At 55.4% G+C, this 18,684-nt stretch carries 13 protein-coding genes; all 13 read left to right on the forward strand.

Translation table 11 applies throughout. The annotated features are described in order from the left end of the window. Position 1: 1 nt before the first annotated feature. The 13 genes from tssF to OGX84_RS21325 are packed head-to-tail and all read left to right on the forward strand — an operon-like array spanning position 2 to position 17,598. A complete protein-coding gene (gene tssF, locus OGX84_RS21265; RefSeq protein ID WP_153257854.1) occupies positions 2-1,834 on the forward strand; it encodes a type VI secretion system baseplate subunit TssF in 1,833 nt (610 codons plus the stop codon). Beyond that, positions 1,801-2,835 (forward strand): type VI secretion system baseplate subunit TssG, encoded by a 1,035-nt coding sequence (gene tssG, locus OGX84_RS21270; RefSeq protein ID WP_153257853.1) that lies wholly within the window; start codon positions 1,801-1,803, stop codon positions 2,833-2,835. Before tssF ends, tssG begins: the two co-directional genes overlap by 34 nt. A 16-nt stretch (positions 2,836-2,851) precedes the next feature. After that, complete coding sequence (gene tagH, locus OGX84_RS21275; RefSeq protein WP_286458368.1) at positions 2,852-4,129, forward strand: type VI secretion system-associated FHA domain protein TagH; 1,278 nt, start codon at positions 2,852-2,854, stop codon at positions 4,127-4,129. Further along, positions 4,126-4,638: a type VI secretion system lipoprotein TssJ gene (gene tssJ, locus OGX84_RS21280; RefSeq protein WP_200073951.1), complete on the forward strand. Its 513-nt coding sequence runs from the start codon at positions 4,126-4,128 to the stop codon at positions 4,636-4,638. The genes tagH and tssJ overlap by 4 nt, the downstream gene beginning before the upstream one ends. A 2-nt stretch (positions 4,639-4,640) precedes the next feature. Then, complete coding sequence (gene tssK, locus OGX84_RS21285; RefSeq protein WP_286458370.1) at positions 4,641-5,984, forward strand: type VI secretion system baseplate subunit TssK; 1,344 nt, start codon at positions 4,641-4,643, stop codon at positions 5,982-5,984. A gap of 4 nt (positions 5,985-5,988) precedes the next feature. Continuing rightward, positions 5,989-6,735, forward strand: a complete 747-nt coding sequence (gene icmH / locus OGX84_RS21290) for a type IVB secretion system protein IcmH/DotU (protein WP_286458372.1) — start codon at positions 5,989-5,991, stop codon at positions 6,733-6,735. Between the two features lie 8 nt (positions 6,736-6,743). Next, positions 6,744-9,428 (forward strand): type VI secretion system ATPase TssH, encoded by a 2,685-nt coding sequence (gene tssH / locus OGX84_RS21295; RefSeq protein ID WP_286458373.1) that lies wholly within the window; start codon positions 6,744-6,746, stop codon positions 9,426-9,428. Further along, positions 9,425-10,102, forward strand: a complete 678-nt coding sequence (vasI, locus tag OGX84_RS21300) for a type VI secretion system-associated protein VasI (protein WP_153257851.1) — start codon at positions 9,425-9,427, stop codon at positions 10,100-10,102. Before tssH ends, vasI begins: the two co-directional genes overlap by 4 nt. After that, positions 10,099-11,502 (forward strand): type VI secretion system protein TssA, encoded by a 1,404-nt coding sequence (tssA, locus tag OGX84_RS21305; protein ID WP_502873620.1) that lies wholly within the window; start codon positions 10,099-10,101, stop codon positions 11,500-11,502. Before vasI ends, tssA begins: the two co-directional genes overlap by 4 nt. Positions 11,503-11,519: 17 nt before the next feature. Next, positions 11,520-15,059 carry a type VI secretion system membrane subunit TssM gene (gene tssM, locus OGX84_RS21310; RefSeq protein WP_153257849.1) on the forward strand — a complete coding sequence of 1,180 codons (3,540 nt, stop codon included), beginning with the start codon at positions 11,520-11,522 and terminating at the stop codon, positions 15,057-15,059. 13 nt (positions 15,060-15,072) lie between these two features. Then, on the forward strand, positions 15,073-16,419 hold the full coding sequence (locus tag OGX84_RS21315; RefSeq protein ID WP_112001557.1) for a VasL domain-containing protein: 1,347 nt from the start codon (positions 15,073-15,075) through the stop codon (positions 16,417-16,419). A 25-nt stretch (positions 16,420-16,444) separates the two neighbouring features. After that, positions 16,445-16,924 (forward strand): Hcp family type VI secretion system effector, encoded by a 480-nt coding sequence (locus OGX84_RS21320; RefSeq protein WP_112001558.1) that lies wholly within the window; start codon positions 16,445-16,447, stop codon positions 16,922-16,924. Positions 16,925-16,947: 23 nt separating this feature from the next. After that, positions 16,948-17,598: a hypothetical protein gene (locus OGX84_RS21325; protein ID WP_286458375.1), complete on the forward strand. Its 651-nt coding sequence runs from the start codon at positions 16,948-16,950 to the stop codon at positions 17,596-17,598. Positions 17,599-18,684: the final 1,086 nt, after the last annotated feature.

An 18,684-nucleotide genomic window follows, 5' to 3' on the forward strand; every position in this document is an offset into this window, starting at 1 on the left:
AATGGCTTTTGAAGAACGTTACTACCGGGAAGAACTGGATTATCTGCGTCAACTGGGCAAACTGCTGGCAGAGGATAAACCTTATCTGGCCCGTTTTTTGTCTGAGAAAGAAGGCGACCCGGACGTGGAGCGTCTGCTGGAGGCCTTTGCTTTCCTGTCTGGTGGCCTCAGGCAGAAACTGGACGACGAGTTCCCGGAATTCACCCATGGGATCATCCGGATGTTGTGGCCCAACTATCTGCGCCCGGTTCCGGCCATGACGGTCATCGAATATAAGCCGGAAAACAATCTGAAAGCGCCGGTTCAGGTTTCCCGTGATGAGCTGGTGGCGACCCGTCAGAATAATCATGGCACGTCTGTACATAAAGGGGCATTAACAAACGGAGAAGGTGCTTTTGCCCCTGCCTGCCATTTCACTCTGGCACGGGATACATGGTTGCAGCCGCTGCAACTTCGCAATGTGCGTAACACCAGCACTCTCAAAAAAGGCACTATTGATATTGATTTTTTCGTGGATGATGGTGTTTCTCCCCGAACCTTGGATTTTAATAAACTCACGTTCTGGCTGGGGAATGACGATGACTATACCCGTCATCAGCTCTATCTATGGTTCAGTGAACACCTGATGGATGCTGAACTGGTTGCGGGGGAGTGTTGTATACCGTTACCGGAGTTGTGGTTGGATGCCGCCGGGTTTGAGCGTGAGGATGCGTTGTTGCCGTGGCCTAAAAATGTTCACAATGGATATCGGGTGCTTCAGGAGTATTTTTGCTACCCGGAAAGCTTCTTTTTCATCCATCTGCGGGATGTGGCACCGTTACCGGAAGATTTTCCGGCAGGCGCGTTCACATTACGTTTTCATTTTAATCAGCCGTTGCCGGTTGATATAAAGCTGCGTCAGAGTTCATTGCGGCTTTACTGTACACCTGCCGTCAACCTATTTGTTCACCATGCTGAACCCGTCAGACCGGACGGCAGTACGCCACAGTATCCATTAAAAGCCAGTCATCAGCACCCTGATGCCTATGACATTTTCAGGGTTAAATCTGTTTCCGGTCATATCACAGAGTCAGAGAATATATCTGGAAAAGGAAACCAAACCCGTTTCTGGCCGGAGTTTGAGAGTTTTAACCACCAGATTGAGTACAGCCGTCAGCGTGAGGTGGTGTACTGGCACCACCGGACAAGAACGTCCCTGTTTCATCGCGGCCTTGAGCATTCCATCGCCTTTGTTCACTCCGATGGCCGGCTGCCTGAGCCGTCTATGCTGGAAGGTGAGGTGGTTACCGCTTCACTGGTCTGCACCAACAGGATGCTCCCCACAGAACTGCATACTGGTGATATCTGTATCGCGGTGGGTAAAAATCCGGCGGTCGCTTCTTTCAGCAACGTCACGCGTCCGACGCGTCCGCTGTATCCGGTCACAGACGGCGATATGCACTGGTCGCTGATTTCCAGCATGAATCTGAACTATCTCTCCCTGCTGGATCGTGATGCGCTGGTGCAGATCCTGCGTACCTTCGATCTGCCAGGGATCCATCATCCGCAGCAGGCCCGGTTGTCGCAGCAAAAGCTGGATGCCATTGAGAAGATGGAAACTCAACCGGTGGATCGATTGTTTAAGGGCGTCCCGGTAAGAGGACTGGCTACCACGCTGTGGATCAACCCGATCCCGTTTGTCTGTGAGGGCGAGATCTATTTGCTGGGGGTAGTGCTGTCGCAATTTTTTGCTCTGTACGCCAGCATCAATTCGTTTCACTGCCTGAAAATTATCAACACGGAAAGTCAGGAGGTCTGGGAATGGAAGAGTACCGGCCAGCACGCCCTGATGTGACGTTTCCGGCAGATGTGCGCGACATCAATTTCTATGTGTTGCTGGAATCATTGCACCGTCGCTACGGTGAGCCGGGCAGTGAACCTTCTCTGCGCAACGAGCCGGAAGATGAGGTGGTGCTGTTTAAATCCGATGCCAGCATCGCTTTTCCGGGGAGCGATTTAACGTCACTCATGCGCAGCGACAAGGGGCAGTTTATGCTGACCTCAAAATTTCTCGGTTTTTCCGGCAGCCAGTCGCCGCTGCCGGGCTATTACCTGGATCGGATGGCACAGGAATCAGCACAGAACGAGGAAGGTCTGAAAGCGTTCCTTGATCTGTTCAGTCACCGCTGGACGCAATTTGCTTATCACGCCTGGCGTAAGTACCGCTACTACATCTGTTTTCGCAACGGCGGGACGGATGTCTTTTCACAGCGCATGTATTCCCTTGTGGGACTGGGTAACCAGAGCGTGCGCGACCGGCTCGCTATCAACCACAGCAAGATGTTGGCCTATGCCGGGGTTCTGGCGACGCCGGGTCGTTCGCCGGACGTGGTATGCAATTTGGTTTCCCACTGTTTTGAACTGCCGGATGTCACTATTGAGAGCTGGCAACTGCGTAAGGTGGCGATCGTGCCGTCAGAGCAGAACAGGGTGGGGGTGCGTAATCTGAAAATACGAACTGCCGGGCATGTCGTCGGACGTTCCGTCCTGGGCGTCAATTTTACCCTCGGTGCTCGGGTACCGGATCGCAGCGGCAAATTTTTGCTGCGGATTAACGGTCTGGAGATGGCGCGTTATCTGTCGTTTTTACCGGACGGTGATCATCATCAGGCGCTGAAAATGTTTATTTCGTTCCTGCTGCGCGATCAGCTGGCCTGGGACTTACGCCTGGATCTGGCGCCGGAACAGGCGCAGGGAATGCGGCTGGGTGACAGGTCCTGTTCCTGTATCGGGCGTACTGCGTTTATCGGGCAGCCGAAAACACCGCCTTCCGTCACTCTCCACATCAGGGAATAATTTTATGGAGCAACAAATGGCTGAGGAAAAATCGCAGTCTCCCTCGTTATCACTGACCTTACAGGTGATGAACGGTAATGAACTGGAAAGCGGCCGTGCGGCGAAATGCCTGTTTTCCGGCGACGGTGGCGAGATAGGCCATGCCGAAGAGTGCCACTGGTCGGTGCAGGATCGTGTCGGCTCGGTTGCCGGGCGTGCCTGTGCCATTGTGCTGTACGACGGTGCTTTCTGCCTGCGCAGCCTGATGCCGGGACTGATGATTAACCTTGCGCCGGTATCGACGGATACCGGTCTGGTACGCCTGCGACAGGGGGATGAAATCAGCCTCGGCGCGCTGGCGCTGAAAGTCTTTCTGCACGAGGGCAAACGTATCAGCTATGACGAGCAGATGGCGACGCCGGAAAGTATTGTGACACAGCGTGATGGCCTGGTGGAGGCGTTGATCTCCACTGACGGCCAGCCGGAGTATCCGGGGATGCAGCAGCGTCATCAGTTGACGTCCACGGTGGTGAACAGTTTTTCCTCCGATCCTTTGCAGGTACTACAAAGTGAAAGTCTGACAGTCTCATCCCTGGCTAACGGGCAACAAACCGTACCGCTTTCCGATCTGCGGGCGAACGGCGGGATCGACACGGCGTTTATGGATCTGCCGCCGGTTTATGCCGATCCGCATGATGAAGACGAATTCACTCCGGCGCAAACGGCGCAGAAACATCTGGCGGTGACGCCGCTGCTGCGCGGACTGGGCAGTTCGCTCAGCGTGCACAATTCGCAGGATGCCGACGCTTTCCTGGAAGAGAGCGGACGCGCCCTGCAGGCCGCGATTCAGGGGCTGCTGGATTTGCAGCACAGCCAGAACAGTCTGTCGGACAAACACCTGCGCCCGCTGGAGGATAACCCGCTGCGCCTGAATCTGGACTATGCCGCCGTGCTGGAGGTGATGTTCGCTGAAGGTAAAAGTCCGGTGCATCTGGCGGCACCTGCCGCCATTCGCGAAAGCCTGCGAAACGTCCGCCACCACGAAGAAGCCAACCGGGCTGCGATTGCCGAAGCGCTGCGGGTGATGCTTGAGGCCTTCTCGCCGCAGAGTCTGCTACGCCGTTTTGTTCAGTACCGCCGCAGCCATGAGCTGCGCCGCGAGCTGGATGATGCCGGAGCATGGGGCATGTACCGCCATTATTACGCTGAACTGGCGTCGGACAGGCAGCAGGGTTTCGCCATGCTGTTTAACGAAGTCTATGCCCAGGTGTACGACCGGGTATTACGTGAGAAGCAGCGGGAACCGGAAGCATGAGACGCGTTTTTGTCATGCTGATGCTGGCGTTAAGTGGATGCACCATGACCAAAAAGATCGGCCAGGTGATCGCCGATCCCGGTATTCAGGTCGGCGATCTGAAACAGCAGTCTTCCACGGTGACCCTCACGCTGTTGACCGAGCCGGATAGCAATCTGAACGGTGAGGGCGATCCTGCTCCGGTTGATATGCAACTGGTGTATCTGACCGATGACTCAAAATTTCAGGCGGCAGATTACGATCTGCTGGCGTCCACGCCGCTGCCGGAAGCGCTGGGGAAAAACTATCTCGATCACCAGGATTTCACCCTGCTGCCGGACACGCTCAAAACGCTGCCCGACGTTAATCTGGATGCAAAAACGCAGTTTATTGGCATCGTCGCCTATTTCTCCGACGATCAGGCCAGCGAATGGAAGCAAATCGTGCCGGTGGAAGGGACCGGGCATCACTACCGTCTGCTGGTGCATGTACGCCAGAATAGTATTGAAATGAAGACCGAGGACAAATAACGATGGCCACAATGAAAAACCGGGTGCTCTGGCAGGAAGGGATGTTTGCGTTGCCGCAGCACTTTCAGCAGCAACAGCGTCATAACGACGCGATGCTGCGCGAACGGCTGGACGCTCTGGGGGACTTTGCCTGGGGATTTACGGAGCTGTCACTGAATACCGAACTTCTGGCACAGGGCAAAGTGATGATTGACCGGGCGGCAGGCTGTCTGCCGGACGGTACGGTGTTCCGTATCCCCGAGCAGGATCTGCTGCCGCTGCCGTTTCAGCCGGGTGAACTGACCACCCCGGAAAGCTACGATATCTATCTGGCGTTGCCGGTGGCCACCCATAACATCAGCGAGGTGCAGGGCATTCGCAGCGCGGGCCAGAGTTCGGAGCGCTACAGCGAAACCCGGATCGATGTGCGTGACGTCCACAGTGATGATGGTGATATGCAGTCGCTGACGCTGGGCCAGCTGGTGCCGAAAATTGTCAGCGGTACGGAAGACCTCAGTGCGATGATGGTGCTGCCGTTGTGCCGTATCCGCAGTTTTCAATCTGGCGGTGCACTGGTGCTGGATGAGGAATTTATCCCGACCTGCCAGACGCTGCGTGTCAGCCCTGTACTGAACCGCTTTGTCGGTGACGTACAGGGGCTGATCGCCACCCGCGCCGCCGATCTGGCGAAACGTATTGGCTCGCCGGAGCAGAGCGGGATTGCGGATGTGGCCGAGTTTATGATGCTACAGATGCTCAACCGCTGGCAAATGCACTTCTCGCACCGGGCGCGCCTGCATACCCTGCATCCGGAAATTTTTTATCTGGATCTGGTCAGCCTGCTGGGCGAGCTGATGACGTTCACCGAAAACAGCCGTCTGCCCTGTGTGGTTGAACCTTACGATCACCGGGATCTGACGCAGTCCTTTAAAACGGTGATCCCGGAACTGCGTCGGGCGCTCAATATTGTGCTGCAACCCCGTGCGCAGAACCTGCCGCTTATCTTTACCGAGGGTGTTTACCTGGCCACGGTCAACGATCCGGGGCTGCTACAGTCCGGAGTCTTTGTGCTGGCGGTTCGCGCCCGGATGCCGCACGCCCAGCTAATCCTCCAGTTTACCCAGCAGTCGAAAATCGCCGCTACCGACAAAATCCGCAATATGGTCAGCGTGCAGGTGCCGGGTATTCCGCTGCGTGCACTTCCGGCGGCCCCCCGCCAGCTGCCGTACCATGACGGCTATGTCTACTTTGAGCTGGAAAAAGGCAGTTCCGCCTGGCAGGACGTGGTGAAAGCCGGAGCGCTGGCGATGCATATTTCCGGGACTTTCCCGGAACTCGATATGCAACTGTGGGCGATAAGAGGATAAGACGATGAGCGAATTCGTGCTTCCGTCAGAACCGGACTCCGGTCGTCAGTACCGTCTGGCACTGCGCGGTAACAGCCTTAACCCGATGATCGACGCCGCCACACCGTTGCTGGGGATGGTGATGCGCCTGTCGGGTATGAACAGCCAGAGTATGCCGGAACACCTGTTTGCGCAGGTGGTGACGGATGTGCAGGCGGTGGAGCAACTGTTGCAGGAGCAGGGCTATGAGCCGGGCGTGATTGTGTCATTTCGTTATGTCTTGTGTACGTTTATCGATGAAGCGGCACTGGGCAACGGCTGGTCAAACAAAAACGAATGGATCAAACAATCATTGCTGGTCCATTTCCATAATGAAGCCTGGGGCGGTGAGAAGGTGTTCATCCTGCTGGAGCGCCTGATGCGTGAGCCAAGGCGTTATCAGGATCTGCTGGAGTTTTTATACCTCTGCTTCTCGCTGGGCTTTCGCGGACGCTACAAGGTGGCGCAGCAGGGACAGGATGAGTTTGAACAGATATACCGTCGCCTGCATCACGTACTGCATCCACTGCGTGGCGACGCGTCGTTTCCGCTACTCCACCAGAATAAGGAAGCGCAGGGTGGACGTTACCGGCTGATAAAACGCCTGACTGTCAGACATCTTCTGCTGTGCGGCATCGTCGTGCTGGCGCTGGTGTATATGTTTTATCTGCTGCGCCTCGACGGCCAGACGCAGGATATTCTCCATCAGTTAAACCGGCTGCTTGCCAGGTAAGGACACCCATGATTCAGATTGAACTCTCCACGCTGGTAAAACGGCTGAACCCGTTCTCCCGCCAGGCGCTGGAAATGGCCGCCACGGCCTGTATGAGCCAGCAGTCCACTGAAATTACGGTCAGCCATGTATTGATACAGATGCTGGCTATTCCGCGCAGCGACCTGCGCGTCATTATTGATAAAGCAGAGATTAGCGTGGAAGAGCTGGGGCAGGCGCTGACGGTGGAGCATTACGCCACGATGCGCCATACCGACAGTTACCCGGTTTTTTCGCCGTTGCTGGTTGAGTGGCTGCGCGACGGCTGGCTGTTGGCCTCGGCGGAAATGCAGTCCAGCGAGCTGCGCGGTGGTATTCTGCTGCTGGCGTTGCTGCATGCGGCATCGCGATATGTGCCGCCTGCTGCGGCCCGGTTGCTGACCGGTATTAACCGCGATCGGTTACGCCAGGATTTTTCCGACTGGACGCGGGAGTCAGCGGAGTCCGTCATGCTGAACGAGGATAAGTCAGCCTCCATGTCTGTGCGTTCAGAAGAGAGTCTGCTTGCCCGTTATGCAAAAAACATGACCGAAGACGCCCGCAACAGCAGGCTCGATCCGGTGCTGTGCCGGGATAATGAAATCGATCTGATGATCGATATCCTCTGCCGTCGCCGTAAGAACAATCCGGTGGTGGTGGGGGAGGCGGGCGTCGGCAAGAGCGCGCTGATCGAGGGGCTGGCGCTGCGTATCGTTGCCGGTCAGGTGCCGGACAAGCTGAAAAATACCGATATCATGACCCTGGATCTCGGTGCGTTGCAGGCGGGTGCTTCCGTTAAGGGCGAGTTTGAGAAGCGTTTTAAAGGGTTGATGGCGGAAGTCATTCAGTCGCCAACATCCATCATCCTGTTTATCGATGAGGCGCATACGCTGATCGGCGCAGGTAATCAGCAGGGCGGGCTGGATATCTCCAACCTGCTGAAACCGGCGCTGGCGCGTGGCGAGCTGAAAACCATCGCCGCCACCACCTGGAGCGAGTACAAAAAGTATTTCGAAAAAGATGCAGCCCTGTCGCGTCGCTTCCAGTTGGTGAAGGTGAGCGAGCCCAATGCTGCCGAAGCCACCATTATTCTGCGCGGTCTGTCGGCCGTGTATGAACAGGCACACGGCGTGCTGATTGACGACGACGCGCTACAGGCGGCGGCGACACTGAGCGCGCGCTACCTCTCCGGGCGTCAGTTGCCTGACAAGGCTATTGACGTGCTGGATACCGCCTGCGCCCGTGTGGCAATCAACCTTTCCTCGCCGCCAAAGCAGATTTCGGCGCTGACCACACAATGCCAGCAGTGTGACGCGGAAATCCACCAGCTTGATCGGGAAATGCGGATTGGCCTGCGCACGGACGGCGGACGACGGGACGAGGTTTACGTGCAGTATGAAGCGGCGCAGGCAGAGCTTCAGGCGCTGGATGCCGCGTGGCATCAGCAGCAGACGTTGGTACAGGAGATTATCGCCCTGCGTCAGGCATTGCTGACGGAAGCAGAGGGGCAGCAGGATGAGGACGATGCGGCAAACGACGATCTGCTGCCGCAGGCTGATACCGTACCGGAAGAGACAACCGCAGCGGCGGAACGGCTGGCTTCTCTGAGCACTGAACTGGATGCCCTGCACCGTACGCAGTTGCTGGTATCCCCCCATGTGGATAAGAAACAGATTGCCGCCGTTATCGCTGAATGGACTGGCGTACCGCTCAACCGCCTGTCGCAGAATGAGATGTCGGTTATCACCGACCTGCCACAGTGGCTGGGGGAGACGATTAAAGGTCAGGATCTGGCAATTAAGCACCTGCATAAACACCTGCTGACGGCGCGGGCCGATCTGCGTCGTCCGGGGCGTCCGCTCGGCGCATTTTTGCTGGCGGGGCCGAGCGGGGTGGGTAAAACCGAAACCGTGCTGCAACTGGCAGAGCTGCTCTACGGTGGTCGTCAGTATCTCACCACCATCAACATGAGCGAATTCCAGGAGAAACACACCGTTTCGCGCCTGATTGGTTCACCGCCGGGCTATGTCGGCTACGGCGAGGGCGGCGTGCTGACCGAAGCGATTCGCCAGAAACCGTATTCGGTTGTGCTGCTCGATGAAGTGGAAAAAGCGCATCCTGACGTGCTCAACCTGTTCTACCAGGCGTTCGACAAGGGCGAAATGGCCGACGGCGAAGGACGGCTGATTGACTGCAAAAACATCGTTTTCTTCCTGACCTCCAACCTCGGTTATCAGGTGATTGTGGAACAGGCAGACAACCCGGAGTCGATGCACGATGCGTTGTATCCGGTGCTGGTGGATTTCTTTAAACCGGCCTTGCTGGCGCGAATGGAGGTGGTGCCATACCTGCCGCTCTCAAGGGATACACTGACCACCATTATCGCCGGAAAACTCGCCCGTCTGGATAACGTGCTGCGTGTCCGTTTCGGCGCGGAGGTGGTGATTACACCGGGCGTGACCGATGAAATTATGCAGCGCGTTACCCGTGCCGAAAACGGGGCGCGAATGCTGGAGTCGGTTATCGACGGTGACATGCTGCCGCCGCTCTCGCTGCTGCTGTTACAGAAAATGGCGGCGAACACCGCCATTGTCCGTATCTCGCTTGATGTGCAGGACGGCGCGTTTACTGCCGATATTGACGACGCTGTGACAGAAGAAGCCGGTGCGGTATGAGACGCTTCGCCCGTTTACTGCTGCCTCTGTGGCTGACGGTTTCACCGTTGTACGCCAGTGAAATGGCGGATGCGCAGGCAACAGTGGATGCGATGAACCTCTGCCGGAAAGAGCCTGCGGCGCTGGAACGTCTGGACTGCTATGACCGCATTCTGTCACCGGAATCCGACACCGGTTTTGCCGGAGCGCTGGTGAAAGCGCGTTATGGCGGCGAGGCGCGTAGGCGGGCCTTTGAACAGGAAAAGCAACGCACGGACAACTCCACCGGGCTGCTGCTCACCCGTACGGAGGGCGAACGTCCGATGGTCATTATCACCACGCCCGCTATCGGCAGCCTGCCGCCGCGCCCGGTGCTGGTTTTCAGTTGTGTGGACAATATCACCCGGATGCAGGTTGCGCTCACCGATTCCCGGCAGGAAAGCGATATTCCGGTCACGCTGAAAACAGAAGGCGGGGCGTTCCGTTCCCGCTGGTTTGTGCGTGAGAACGGCTTTCTGCTGGAAGCCAGCCGGGGGCTGGCGGGGATTGATGAGATTAAACAGCTTTTTGGCGCAAAAACGCTGGCTCTCGATACCGGGACCGACAGCGCCGCCGGAACGCTGACCTTTAACATTGACGGACTGGCGCAGACCATCGCGCCGCTGCGTGAAGCCTGCCACTGGGCGGGGGAATAAATATGGATATACACAACCAGGACGTCTGGCTGTCGCATCTGCAGGAAGGTCTGTCGGAAGAGAAACTGGCCAGCAAGCTCAGCGATGAAAATCCAAAGTGGGAATATATCGACGGTGAAATTGTCAGGCTGGGGTCGCTGAGCCATGCGCAGCTTGATGTTGCGGAACTCCAGCGGCAGGGGCTGGAGCTTCTGGCCTCGGAGAGCAAGGATTTTCGTCTGGTGTCGCACCTGCTGCGCACGCTGCAACATGCGGGTGATCATCTGCTTGCGCTCAGGATGCTGACGCAGTACGTCACGCATTACTGGACCGTCGCCTGGCCGCAGAATGCGGCGAATAAAAAGCGCTTTGCCGACCAGATCCTGAAACGTTTTGAACCCGGAGTCGCCGGTTTTGCTGCCACATCCCCCCCGGAACAGCGTGATGCTCTGCTGGGGGAACTGGCAAAACTGGCGCAGTGCTGGCAGGCGTCCGGAATGCCGGAACTGGCCTCCGCCACCGATGACCTGTTTGCTCAGTATCAGCGGGCGTTTCGTGACCGTTCACCTGCGACAGCCTCTCCGGCACAGCATGTGGATACGACCAGCGCCAGTATCCAGACTGACGTTCCGGCCATGCCCGCGCCGGTGGTGAGTATCGATAATCACGGTGATAAAGCCTGGCGCGACACGCTGCTGAAAGTGGCGGCTATTCTCTGCGAACGCCAGCCTGCATCGCCACAGGGATACCGCCTGCGCCGTCATGCCCTGTGGCAAAACATTACCTCCTCCCCGCAGGCGGAGAGCGACGGGCGTACTCCGCTGGCGGCGGTCTCTGCCGATATGGTCGCCGACTATCAGGCACGTCTTGCCCGTGCGGATATGACGCTCTGGCAGCAGGTGGAGAAAAGCCTGCTGTTGGCTCCGTACTGGCTGGATGGTCACTATCTTTCTGCACAGGTTGCGCGGCAACTGGGTCACGATGATGTGGCGCAGGCGGTGCGCGATGAGGTACGTCGTTTTGTAACCCGGCTTCCGCACCTGGATACGTTGCGTTTTAACGATCGTTCGCCCTTTATCAATGAGGCCACCCGCCAGTGGCTGGCGGATGAGCCGCAGAAGCCTGCCGCCGCTACGGTTGTCACGGATGATATGACACAGCAGGTCTGGCAATACTATCAGGAGCAGGGGCTTCAGGCTGCGCTGGCGCTGCTTGAAACGCAGCCCGGCGACACGCCACGCGCGCGATTCTATTGCCAGTACCTGACGGCGCAACTGCTGGAAGCATCCGGCATGGCAAAGATTGCCCGGCACCATTACCGGATACTGCTTAAAACCGGACTGCATACGATGCTGTCCGACTGGGAACCGGCATTGCTGGAAGAGCTGGAAACGAAACTCGCGACGGAAACGGCGAGCTAAAAAGACAGGAGCGTTTTGTGTTCAGAATACCGACTCCCCGTATTCCCCCACTTTTCAGCGGGCTGGCGTCCATGCTCAGACCCGCGATGCCCAGGTTCAAAGTGTCCGTAGCCTGGCTGCTGGCACTGGTGTGGATTGTGCTGCTGGTCTGGATCTGGTGGAAGGGCCCTGCATGGCGGTTTTACGAGACATACTGGCTGAAACCGCTGGCGAATCGCTGGCTGGCAACAGCTATCTGGGTGCTGCTGGCGCTTATCTGGCTGACCGTCAGAGTGGTGAAACACCTGCAATTGATTGAGAAGCAGCAGAAGCAGCAGCGTCAGGAAGAGCAGGATCCGCTTTCTGTGGCCGTTAACTTCCAGCAGCGTTGCCTCGACCACTGGCTATTGCGGTTGCAACGGCATCTGGACAGCCGACACTACCTGTGGCAACTGCCGTGGTATCTGGTCACGGGACCTGCGGGCAGCGGTAAAACAACACTTCTGCGCGAAGGGTTTCCGGCTGATGTGATCTATACGCCGGACGCCAGCCGGGGAACCGATCAGCAGGTATATATCACGCCGTATGTGGGCAGACAGGCAGTGGTTTTCGATACCGATGGCATGCTGGCGGATCCAGATGACGGCAATCTGCTACACCGTCGCCTGCGCGAACACTGGCTGGGATGGCTGCTGCAAAAACGCACGCGCCAGCCCCTTAACGGCCTGATCCTGACGCTGGATCTGCCGGATTTGCTGACCGCAGACAAACGCCGTCACGAGCAACTGATACAGACGTTGCGCGGCCAGTTGCAGGAGACACGCCAGTCGCTGCATGCCCGTCTGCCGGTCTATATCGTGCTGACCAAGCTGGATCTGCTTATCGGATTTGCCGCGTGGTTCCGTGCCCTGGACCGGAACGGGCGCGATAGTGTCCTGGGTGTCACCTTTACCGGCAACGCCCATGAAAGCGATGCCTGGCACAGCGAGCTGGACGTCTTCTGGCAGACATGGGGGCAGCAGATGAACCGGGCGCTGGCTGACCAGATGCTTGCCCAGTCCAGCCCGGTGGCGCGCAGCGCGGCATTCAGTTTCTGCCGCCAGATGCTGGGGGCCGGGGAGAATATTGCCCGTCTGCTGGATGCGTTGCTGGATGGCGAGCACCAGGATATCTACCTGCGCGGCGTGTATCTGACCTCTTCGCTGCAACGCGGCCAGATGGATGACATCTTTACTCAGTCCGCCGCCCGCCAGTACGGGCTGGAGCATGGCTCTCTGTCGGCCTGGCCGCTGGTGGACACCACGCCGTACTTCACCCGCATATTGTTTCCGGAGGTACTGCTGGCCGAGCCGAATCTTGCCGGGGAGAATCGCCTGTGGCTGGCCCGTTCCCGCCGCCGGATGAGTCTCTTTGCTGGATGCGGTGCGGTGGTGGTGGGGCTGCTTATCTGGGGCTGGCATCACGGGTATAACGAAAACTACCGTGCAGGACAGACGGTGCTGGCGCAGGCTAAATCTTTTATGGACGTGCCGCCGCCGCAGGGAACTGATGAAAGCGGTTACCTGCAACTGCCGCTGCTGAATCCGGTGCGTGATGCCACGCTGGCCTACGGTGACTGGGGCGACAGAAGCTGGCTGGCCGATATGGGGCTCTATCAGGGGACGCGGGTGGGCCCCTACGTTGAGCAGACTTACTTGCATCTGCTGGAACAACGTTACCTTCCGGCCCTGCTGAACGGTCTGGTGAAACAGATGAACAACGCGCCGCCGGAAAGCGAGGAAAAGCTCGCCGTATTGCGCGTCATCCGTATGCTGGAAGATAAAAGCGGGCGTAATGATGCCGTGGTGAAACAGTTTATGGCGAAACGCTGGAGTGAACAGTTTCATGGTCAGCGTGATGTTCAGGCGCAGTTGATGTCCCATCTCGACTATGCGCTGGCGCATACCGACTGGTATGCTCAGCGTCTGCAGGGCGACGCCGATGCCATCAGCCTGTGGACGCCTTACGATAAAACCGTCGCCGCTGCGCAGAAAGAACTGAGCAGGCTGCCGGTTTATCAGCGGGTGTACCAGAGTCTGAAAACACGGGCGCTGGGCGTACTGCCCGCCGATCTCAGCCTGCGCGATCAGACGGGGCCAGCATTTGATCAGACGTTTATTGCAACTGACAATAATAAGCTGATCATTCCGCAGTTTCTCACCCGCTATGGCCTGCAGAGCTATTTTGTGAAGCAGCGTGATGAGCTGGTGAAGCTGACGGCAATGGATTCCTGGGTGCTGGCTCTGACGCACAATGTCACCTACAGCGATGCTGACCGGACGGAAATCCAGCGCCAGCTTACCGAGCAGTATATCAGTGATTACACCGCCACCTGGCGGACGGGTATGGATAACCTGAATATCCGAGGCTATGACTCGCTGGCCGCGCTGACCGGCGCGCTGGAGCAGATTATCAGCGGCGATCAGCCCCTTCAGCGGATACTGACGGCGCTGCGTGACAATACCCGACCTCCCATCCTGTCTGAAAAACTGAGTGACAACGAACGTGCGCAGGCGAAGACCGAGCCGGACTGGCATTTGCTGAACCGTCTGGGGCATGAATTCGCCCCGGAAAACAGCACGCTGGAAGAGCAGAAGGATAAGGGCAGCACGTTGCAGGTGGTCTATCAGCAACTGACAGAATTGCACCGTTACCTGCTGGCGGTACAGAACGCACCGGTACCGGGAAAATCGGCCCTGAAGGCAGTACAACTCCGACTGGATCAGAACAGCAGCGATCCGATTTTCGCCACCCGGCAGATGGCGAAAACGCTGCCTGCGCCGCTTAATCGATGGGTGGACAAACTGGCGGATCAGGCGTGGCATGTGGTGATGATTGAGGCGGTTCGCTATATGGAGCTGGACTGGCGCGATAGCGTGGTGAAAACCTTTAACACCCAGCTTGCGGATAAATACCCGTTTGATCCCCGGTCGAAAGAGGATGCCTCGCTGGATGCGTTTGAACGCTTCTTTAAACCGGGCGGCGTGCTGGACGCATTTTACCAGCAGAACCTGAAACTGTTTGTGGAGAACAGCCAAGGGCTTAATGGGGAGGACAATGTGGTGATCCGTGAGGATGTCCTTGGCCAGTTAGATACCGCACAGAAAATCCGCGATATTTTCTTCAGCCCGCAGAACGGACTGGGGGCGCAGTTTGCGGTGGAAACGGTAGCGCTGTCAGGCAACAAGCGTCGCAGTGTGCTGAACCTTGATGGACAACTGGTGGATTACGCTCAGGGACGCAACTACACGGCGCATCTGGTGTGGCCGAACAACATGCGTGAAGGCAATGAGAGCAAGCTGACGCTGGTGGGCGCGGGGGGAAACTCCTCGCCGCGAAGTATTGCCTTCAGCGGTCCGTGGGCGCAGTTCCGCCTGTTTGGCGCAGGGCAACTGACCAGCGTACAGAACGGCACCTTTACCGCCCGCTTCAGTGTGGACGGCGGCACTATGACCTACCGTATCCACACCGATACGGAAGACAACCCGTTTGCTGGCGGACTGTTCAGCCAGTTCCGGTTGCCGGATACGCTGTATTGAGGAGGGGACGGCAATGAGAACGGATATTCAGACGATTATCACTGGCCAGGACCCGCGCGGCCTGTCGGAGTTCAGCGCCATGCGTGAGGAGATCAATAAGGCCAGCCATCCGGCGCAGCCAGAGATGAACTGGACGCTGGTGGAGTCGCTGGCGCTGACCATCTTTAAAGCGAATGGTGTTGATTTGCACACCGCTAGCTATTACACGCTGGCCCGCACGCGTACGCAGGGGCTGGTGGGATTTTGCGAAGGCGTGGAACTGCTGGCAGCGCTGATAAGCCGCGAATGGGATAAATTCTGGCCGCAGAGTGGGGCGGGGCGAACCGAAATGCTGGACTGGTTTAACGCCAGGACCGGCAATATTCTGCGCCAGCAATTGGCTTTTTCTGAAGCCGACCTGCCGTTGCTGTACCGGGCTGAGCGTGCCTTGCAGGTGATCTGCGACAAGCTACAGCAGGTGGAGCTGAAGCGTGTTCCGAGGGTGGAAAACCTGCTCTATTTTGTGCAGAACACGCGCAAACGGTGTGAGCCGCCGCCAGAAAGGCCAGCGGCGTATACAGCAGTAAAAACCACAGTCCGAACGCTGGTCTATATGCCGGAAAGCACGGCAACCCCGACTCTTCCAGAGCCTCCTCTGCCGGAATTGCCGGAGGTGAAGGTGGCGGTTCATGGGGGGGCAGTAACGCCACTGTCCCCGGCGTCAGTGAAACCGGGAAGCACTGTGAAAGGTTTTATCGCCGGGATTCTCTGTAGTGCAGTCGTCGCAGCTGTCATCTGGTGGTGGCAGGTCTATCCCCTGCAACAGCAGGTAGCGGCAGCGCGTGATACGGCGCAGGGGGCGGCAACGGTCTGGCTGGCATCGCCACAGCTGAGCGATTATCCGCAACGGCTACAGCAACTGACAGGAGCTTCGCCGTTGCAGCCGCTGGAAACCGGTCAGCGAATGGTCCGGACGGCAGACAGCCGTTGGCCGGAAAGCCTGCAACAGCAGCAGGCCACAATGAAGTGGAGTATCGTCCTGAAAGACAGGTCGGCAAACAGTCCGCAGATGCTGGGCTGGCAGCAGGCGCGCACCGATTTACGGGAGTTTGCTGAGCTTTTAGTACAGCGTGAGCAGGCGAAAGAGGGATTCACGCTCTCCTATATCAAAACCATTATTTATCAGGCCGAGCGCACGCTGAACCAGGAGATACCGCTGGAATATCTGCTGACGCAGTACCAGCAGGCGCAGTCTGCCGGGAAAAATACCGGGATGCTGGAAAAACAAATTAATGAACGGCTGGATGGGGTTCTGAGTCGCTGGCTACTGCTGACGCAGGAGCGGTCGAAGGAAGCGCCGGACGGTCAATCAGGGAAATAATCTTCAGTTGAAAAGGAGTATCACTATGGCAAATCTTGTTTATCTGACATTAAACGGGCAGTTGCAAGGGCTGATTTCGGCGGGGTGTTCGTCACTGGCATCCATCGGGAATAAGGCGCAACTGGCACATCTGGATCAGATTATGGTGACCAGTCTCAAACATGGACTGAGCCGGGTGCAGAACGTCAATCATCAGACGCTGGATATCAGTAAACCCGTGGATAAATCCACCCCTCTGCTGAGTAAAGCGATTAATGAAAATGAATGTCTGACCTGTGATTTTGAATATTATCGTACTAACCGATTTGGGATTAACGAATTGTATTATCGGGTAAAACTGATCAATGCAAGGATAGCGAGTATACGCAGTAGTGTTCCTCATTCCATTACCGATAGCGGTGGGCAACCGGAAGAATCGGTATCGTTCACTTATGAGAGTATCACTCAGGAACATTGCGTAGCCGGAACCAGTGCATACAGTCTGTGGAGCGAGCGGGTATTTTAACCATTTCATATCAGGAGTGAAAAATGGGCTATCTGATGAGAACGAACAATTCGTTGTATGTAAAAGCATACCTTCAACAGGAACTACGTAACCAATCTATGGCCCTGTCACTGGAGAAAGTCGTGGGTGCTTTCAGTGAACGATTCAGTGACAATGTTATGGATACACTAACGTCACTGAGTAATGGCGCAGGGCGACTGGCAGGAAGAGGAGTTTGCTTGTTTCTGGGAGATAATGAAACCTGTAATGGGCTACGTTATTATGATCAAAGAATGGCAATATGTATCATCGAGTTAATAAAACGTACTGATGCCATTCTTGATATGTTGTATTTGTGTATTGTTTACGTTCTTCAAAGATATAATGATAAAATGCAGCTCAGAATACTGGCGAAAATAATCTGGTATATGGCCGACTGTAAGAATTATTTATCTTCATTGTGCCAAAATTTTGAACTTGATGATGGGAAAATCGAAGAGGTTTTACGGCGACTTCAGGATCTCGACGAAAAAGAGGAGATTCTTGAGAATCTGATCGGAGAATCCATATATCCTGTTACAGCCAGGTTACAGAAGATGGCCGTGAAGGGGGCTGTTCATATGGCTACAGATATGGTTACACAAGGAATTCTGGCGTACACTGCTGGACCTATATTGCCGGTTCGGCAAGCCTGAGTAAGTCCGTAAAAGATGTATTAACTGGATGGGGAGGGAGAGTCGTTGGTGTTCTTTCTGCCTATGGTAGAATTACGATAGCCACTGGCCTTATTGAAAGGCTAAAATTATGTAACCCAAAACTCTATCATTTACTGTATATCAATAATCTGGAAATGTTTTTCTTTCTCTTTGATAAATATCTTCCATCTGCAATATATCAGGGTGATTATGCCTTTGCGACTGAAGAAGATGCAGTGCGGTTTTTCAAGGAGATGATAAAGTGAAAGAATTTATTCGACGGGGGGCGCAATTGTTCAAGATGTTGCCTCCCGTGTGTTACCAGTTATATTTGTTATTGGTCTTTGGTTTATTGTACTGACGTTTTTTTCAGATTATTTTGATATGTTATTTCTTCCAATATTGATTGGAGTGCCGCTAATTATCTGCGCCATCATTTATCTTATGCCTAAAGACTGATAACGAAAATAGGATGATATATATGAATTTTTTATATTCTAACTGGTTGAGGATACCGATATTTTTTGTAAATGCATCTCTGGATATGCCTGTCTGTAATTTGCTTTCTGGAGGTTTTTTTGCGATTTTAGGAGTGATCTGTTTTCGTCAGAACGCAGGGAGTGTCCATGACTCAGGATAAATGAAATGGGTTCCCGACCGCCGAAAATCAGGTTTATCCAAGAGGCGATAAATGAAAAATTTAATTCTTTGGTTAGTCAAGAAGGTAAGGAATTTAATTAAATAGGTCTTGATTATTAATATCATTGGGTGGGTTCTTGTCGGTATTTTAGTTGTAGTTGCGGTATATTTTCCTGATTATATTGATATATTATTTTTTCCGATGCCTTTAATTGTTTCATTTGTTTTGGCTATAGTCTCAATATTTATTTTTGGTAATGATGATGATCTGTAGGGTAAGTATTGGGAATATCCATGAATAATTTTATGTTTAACCCTGTCGGGATCGCTGACGCTTTTTGTAAGCGTTATCCGGAAGCTATTAGCGGAATTGAAAAAGTCCGGTTAATGAAAGGCCGGGAAATTCCCGACTGGCCATACTGGTGTTTTTTTTTCCGGAAAGTCACT

It is taken from the genome of Citrobacter sp. CK202 (assembly GCF_030333225.1).
GTDB lineage: Bacteria > Pseudomonadota > Gammaproteobacteria > Enterobacterales > Enterobacteriaceae > Citrobacter_B > Citrobacter_B koseri.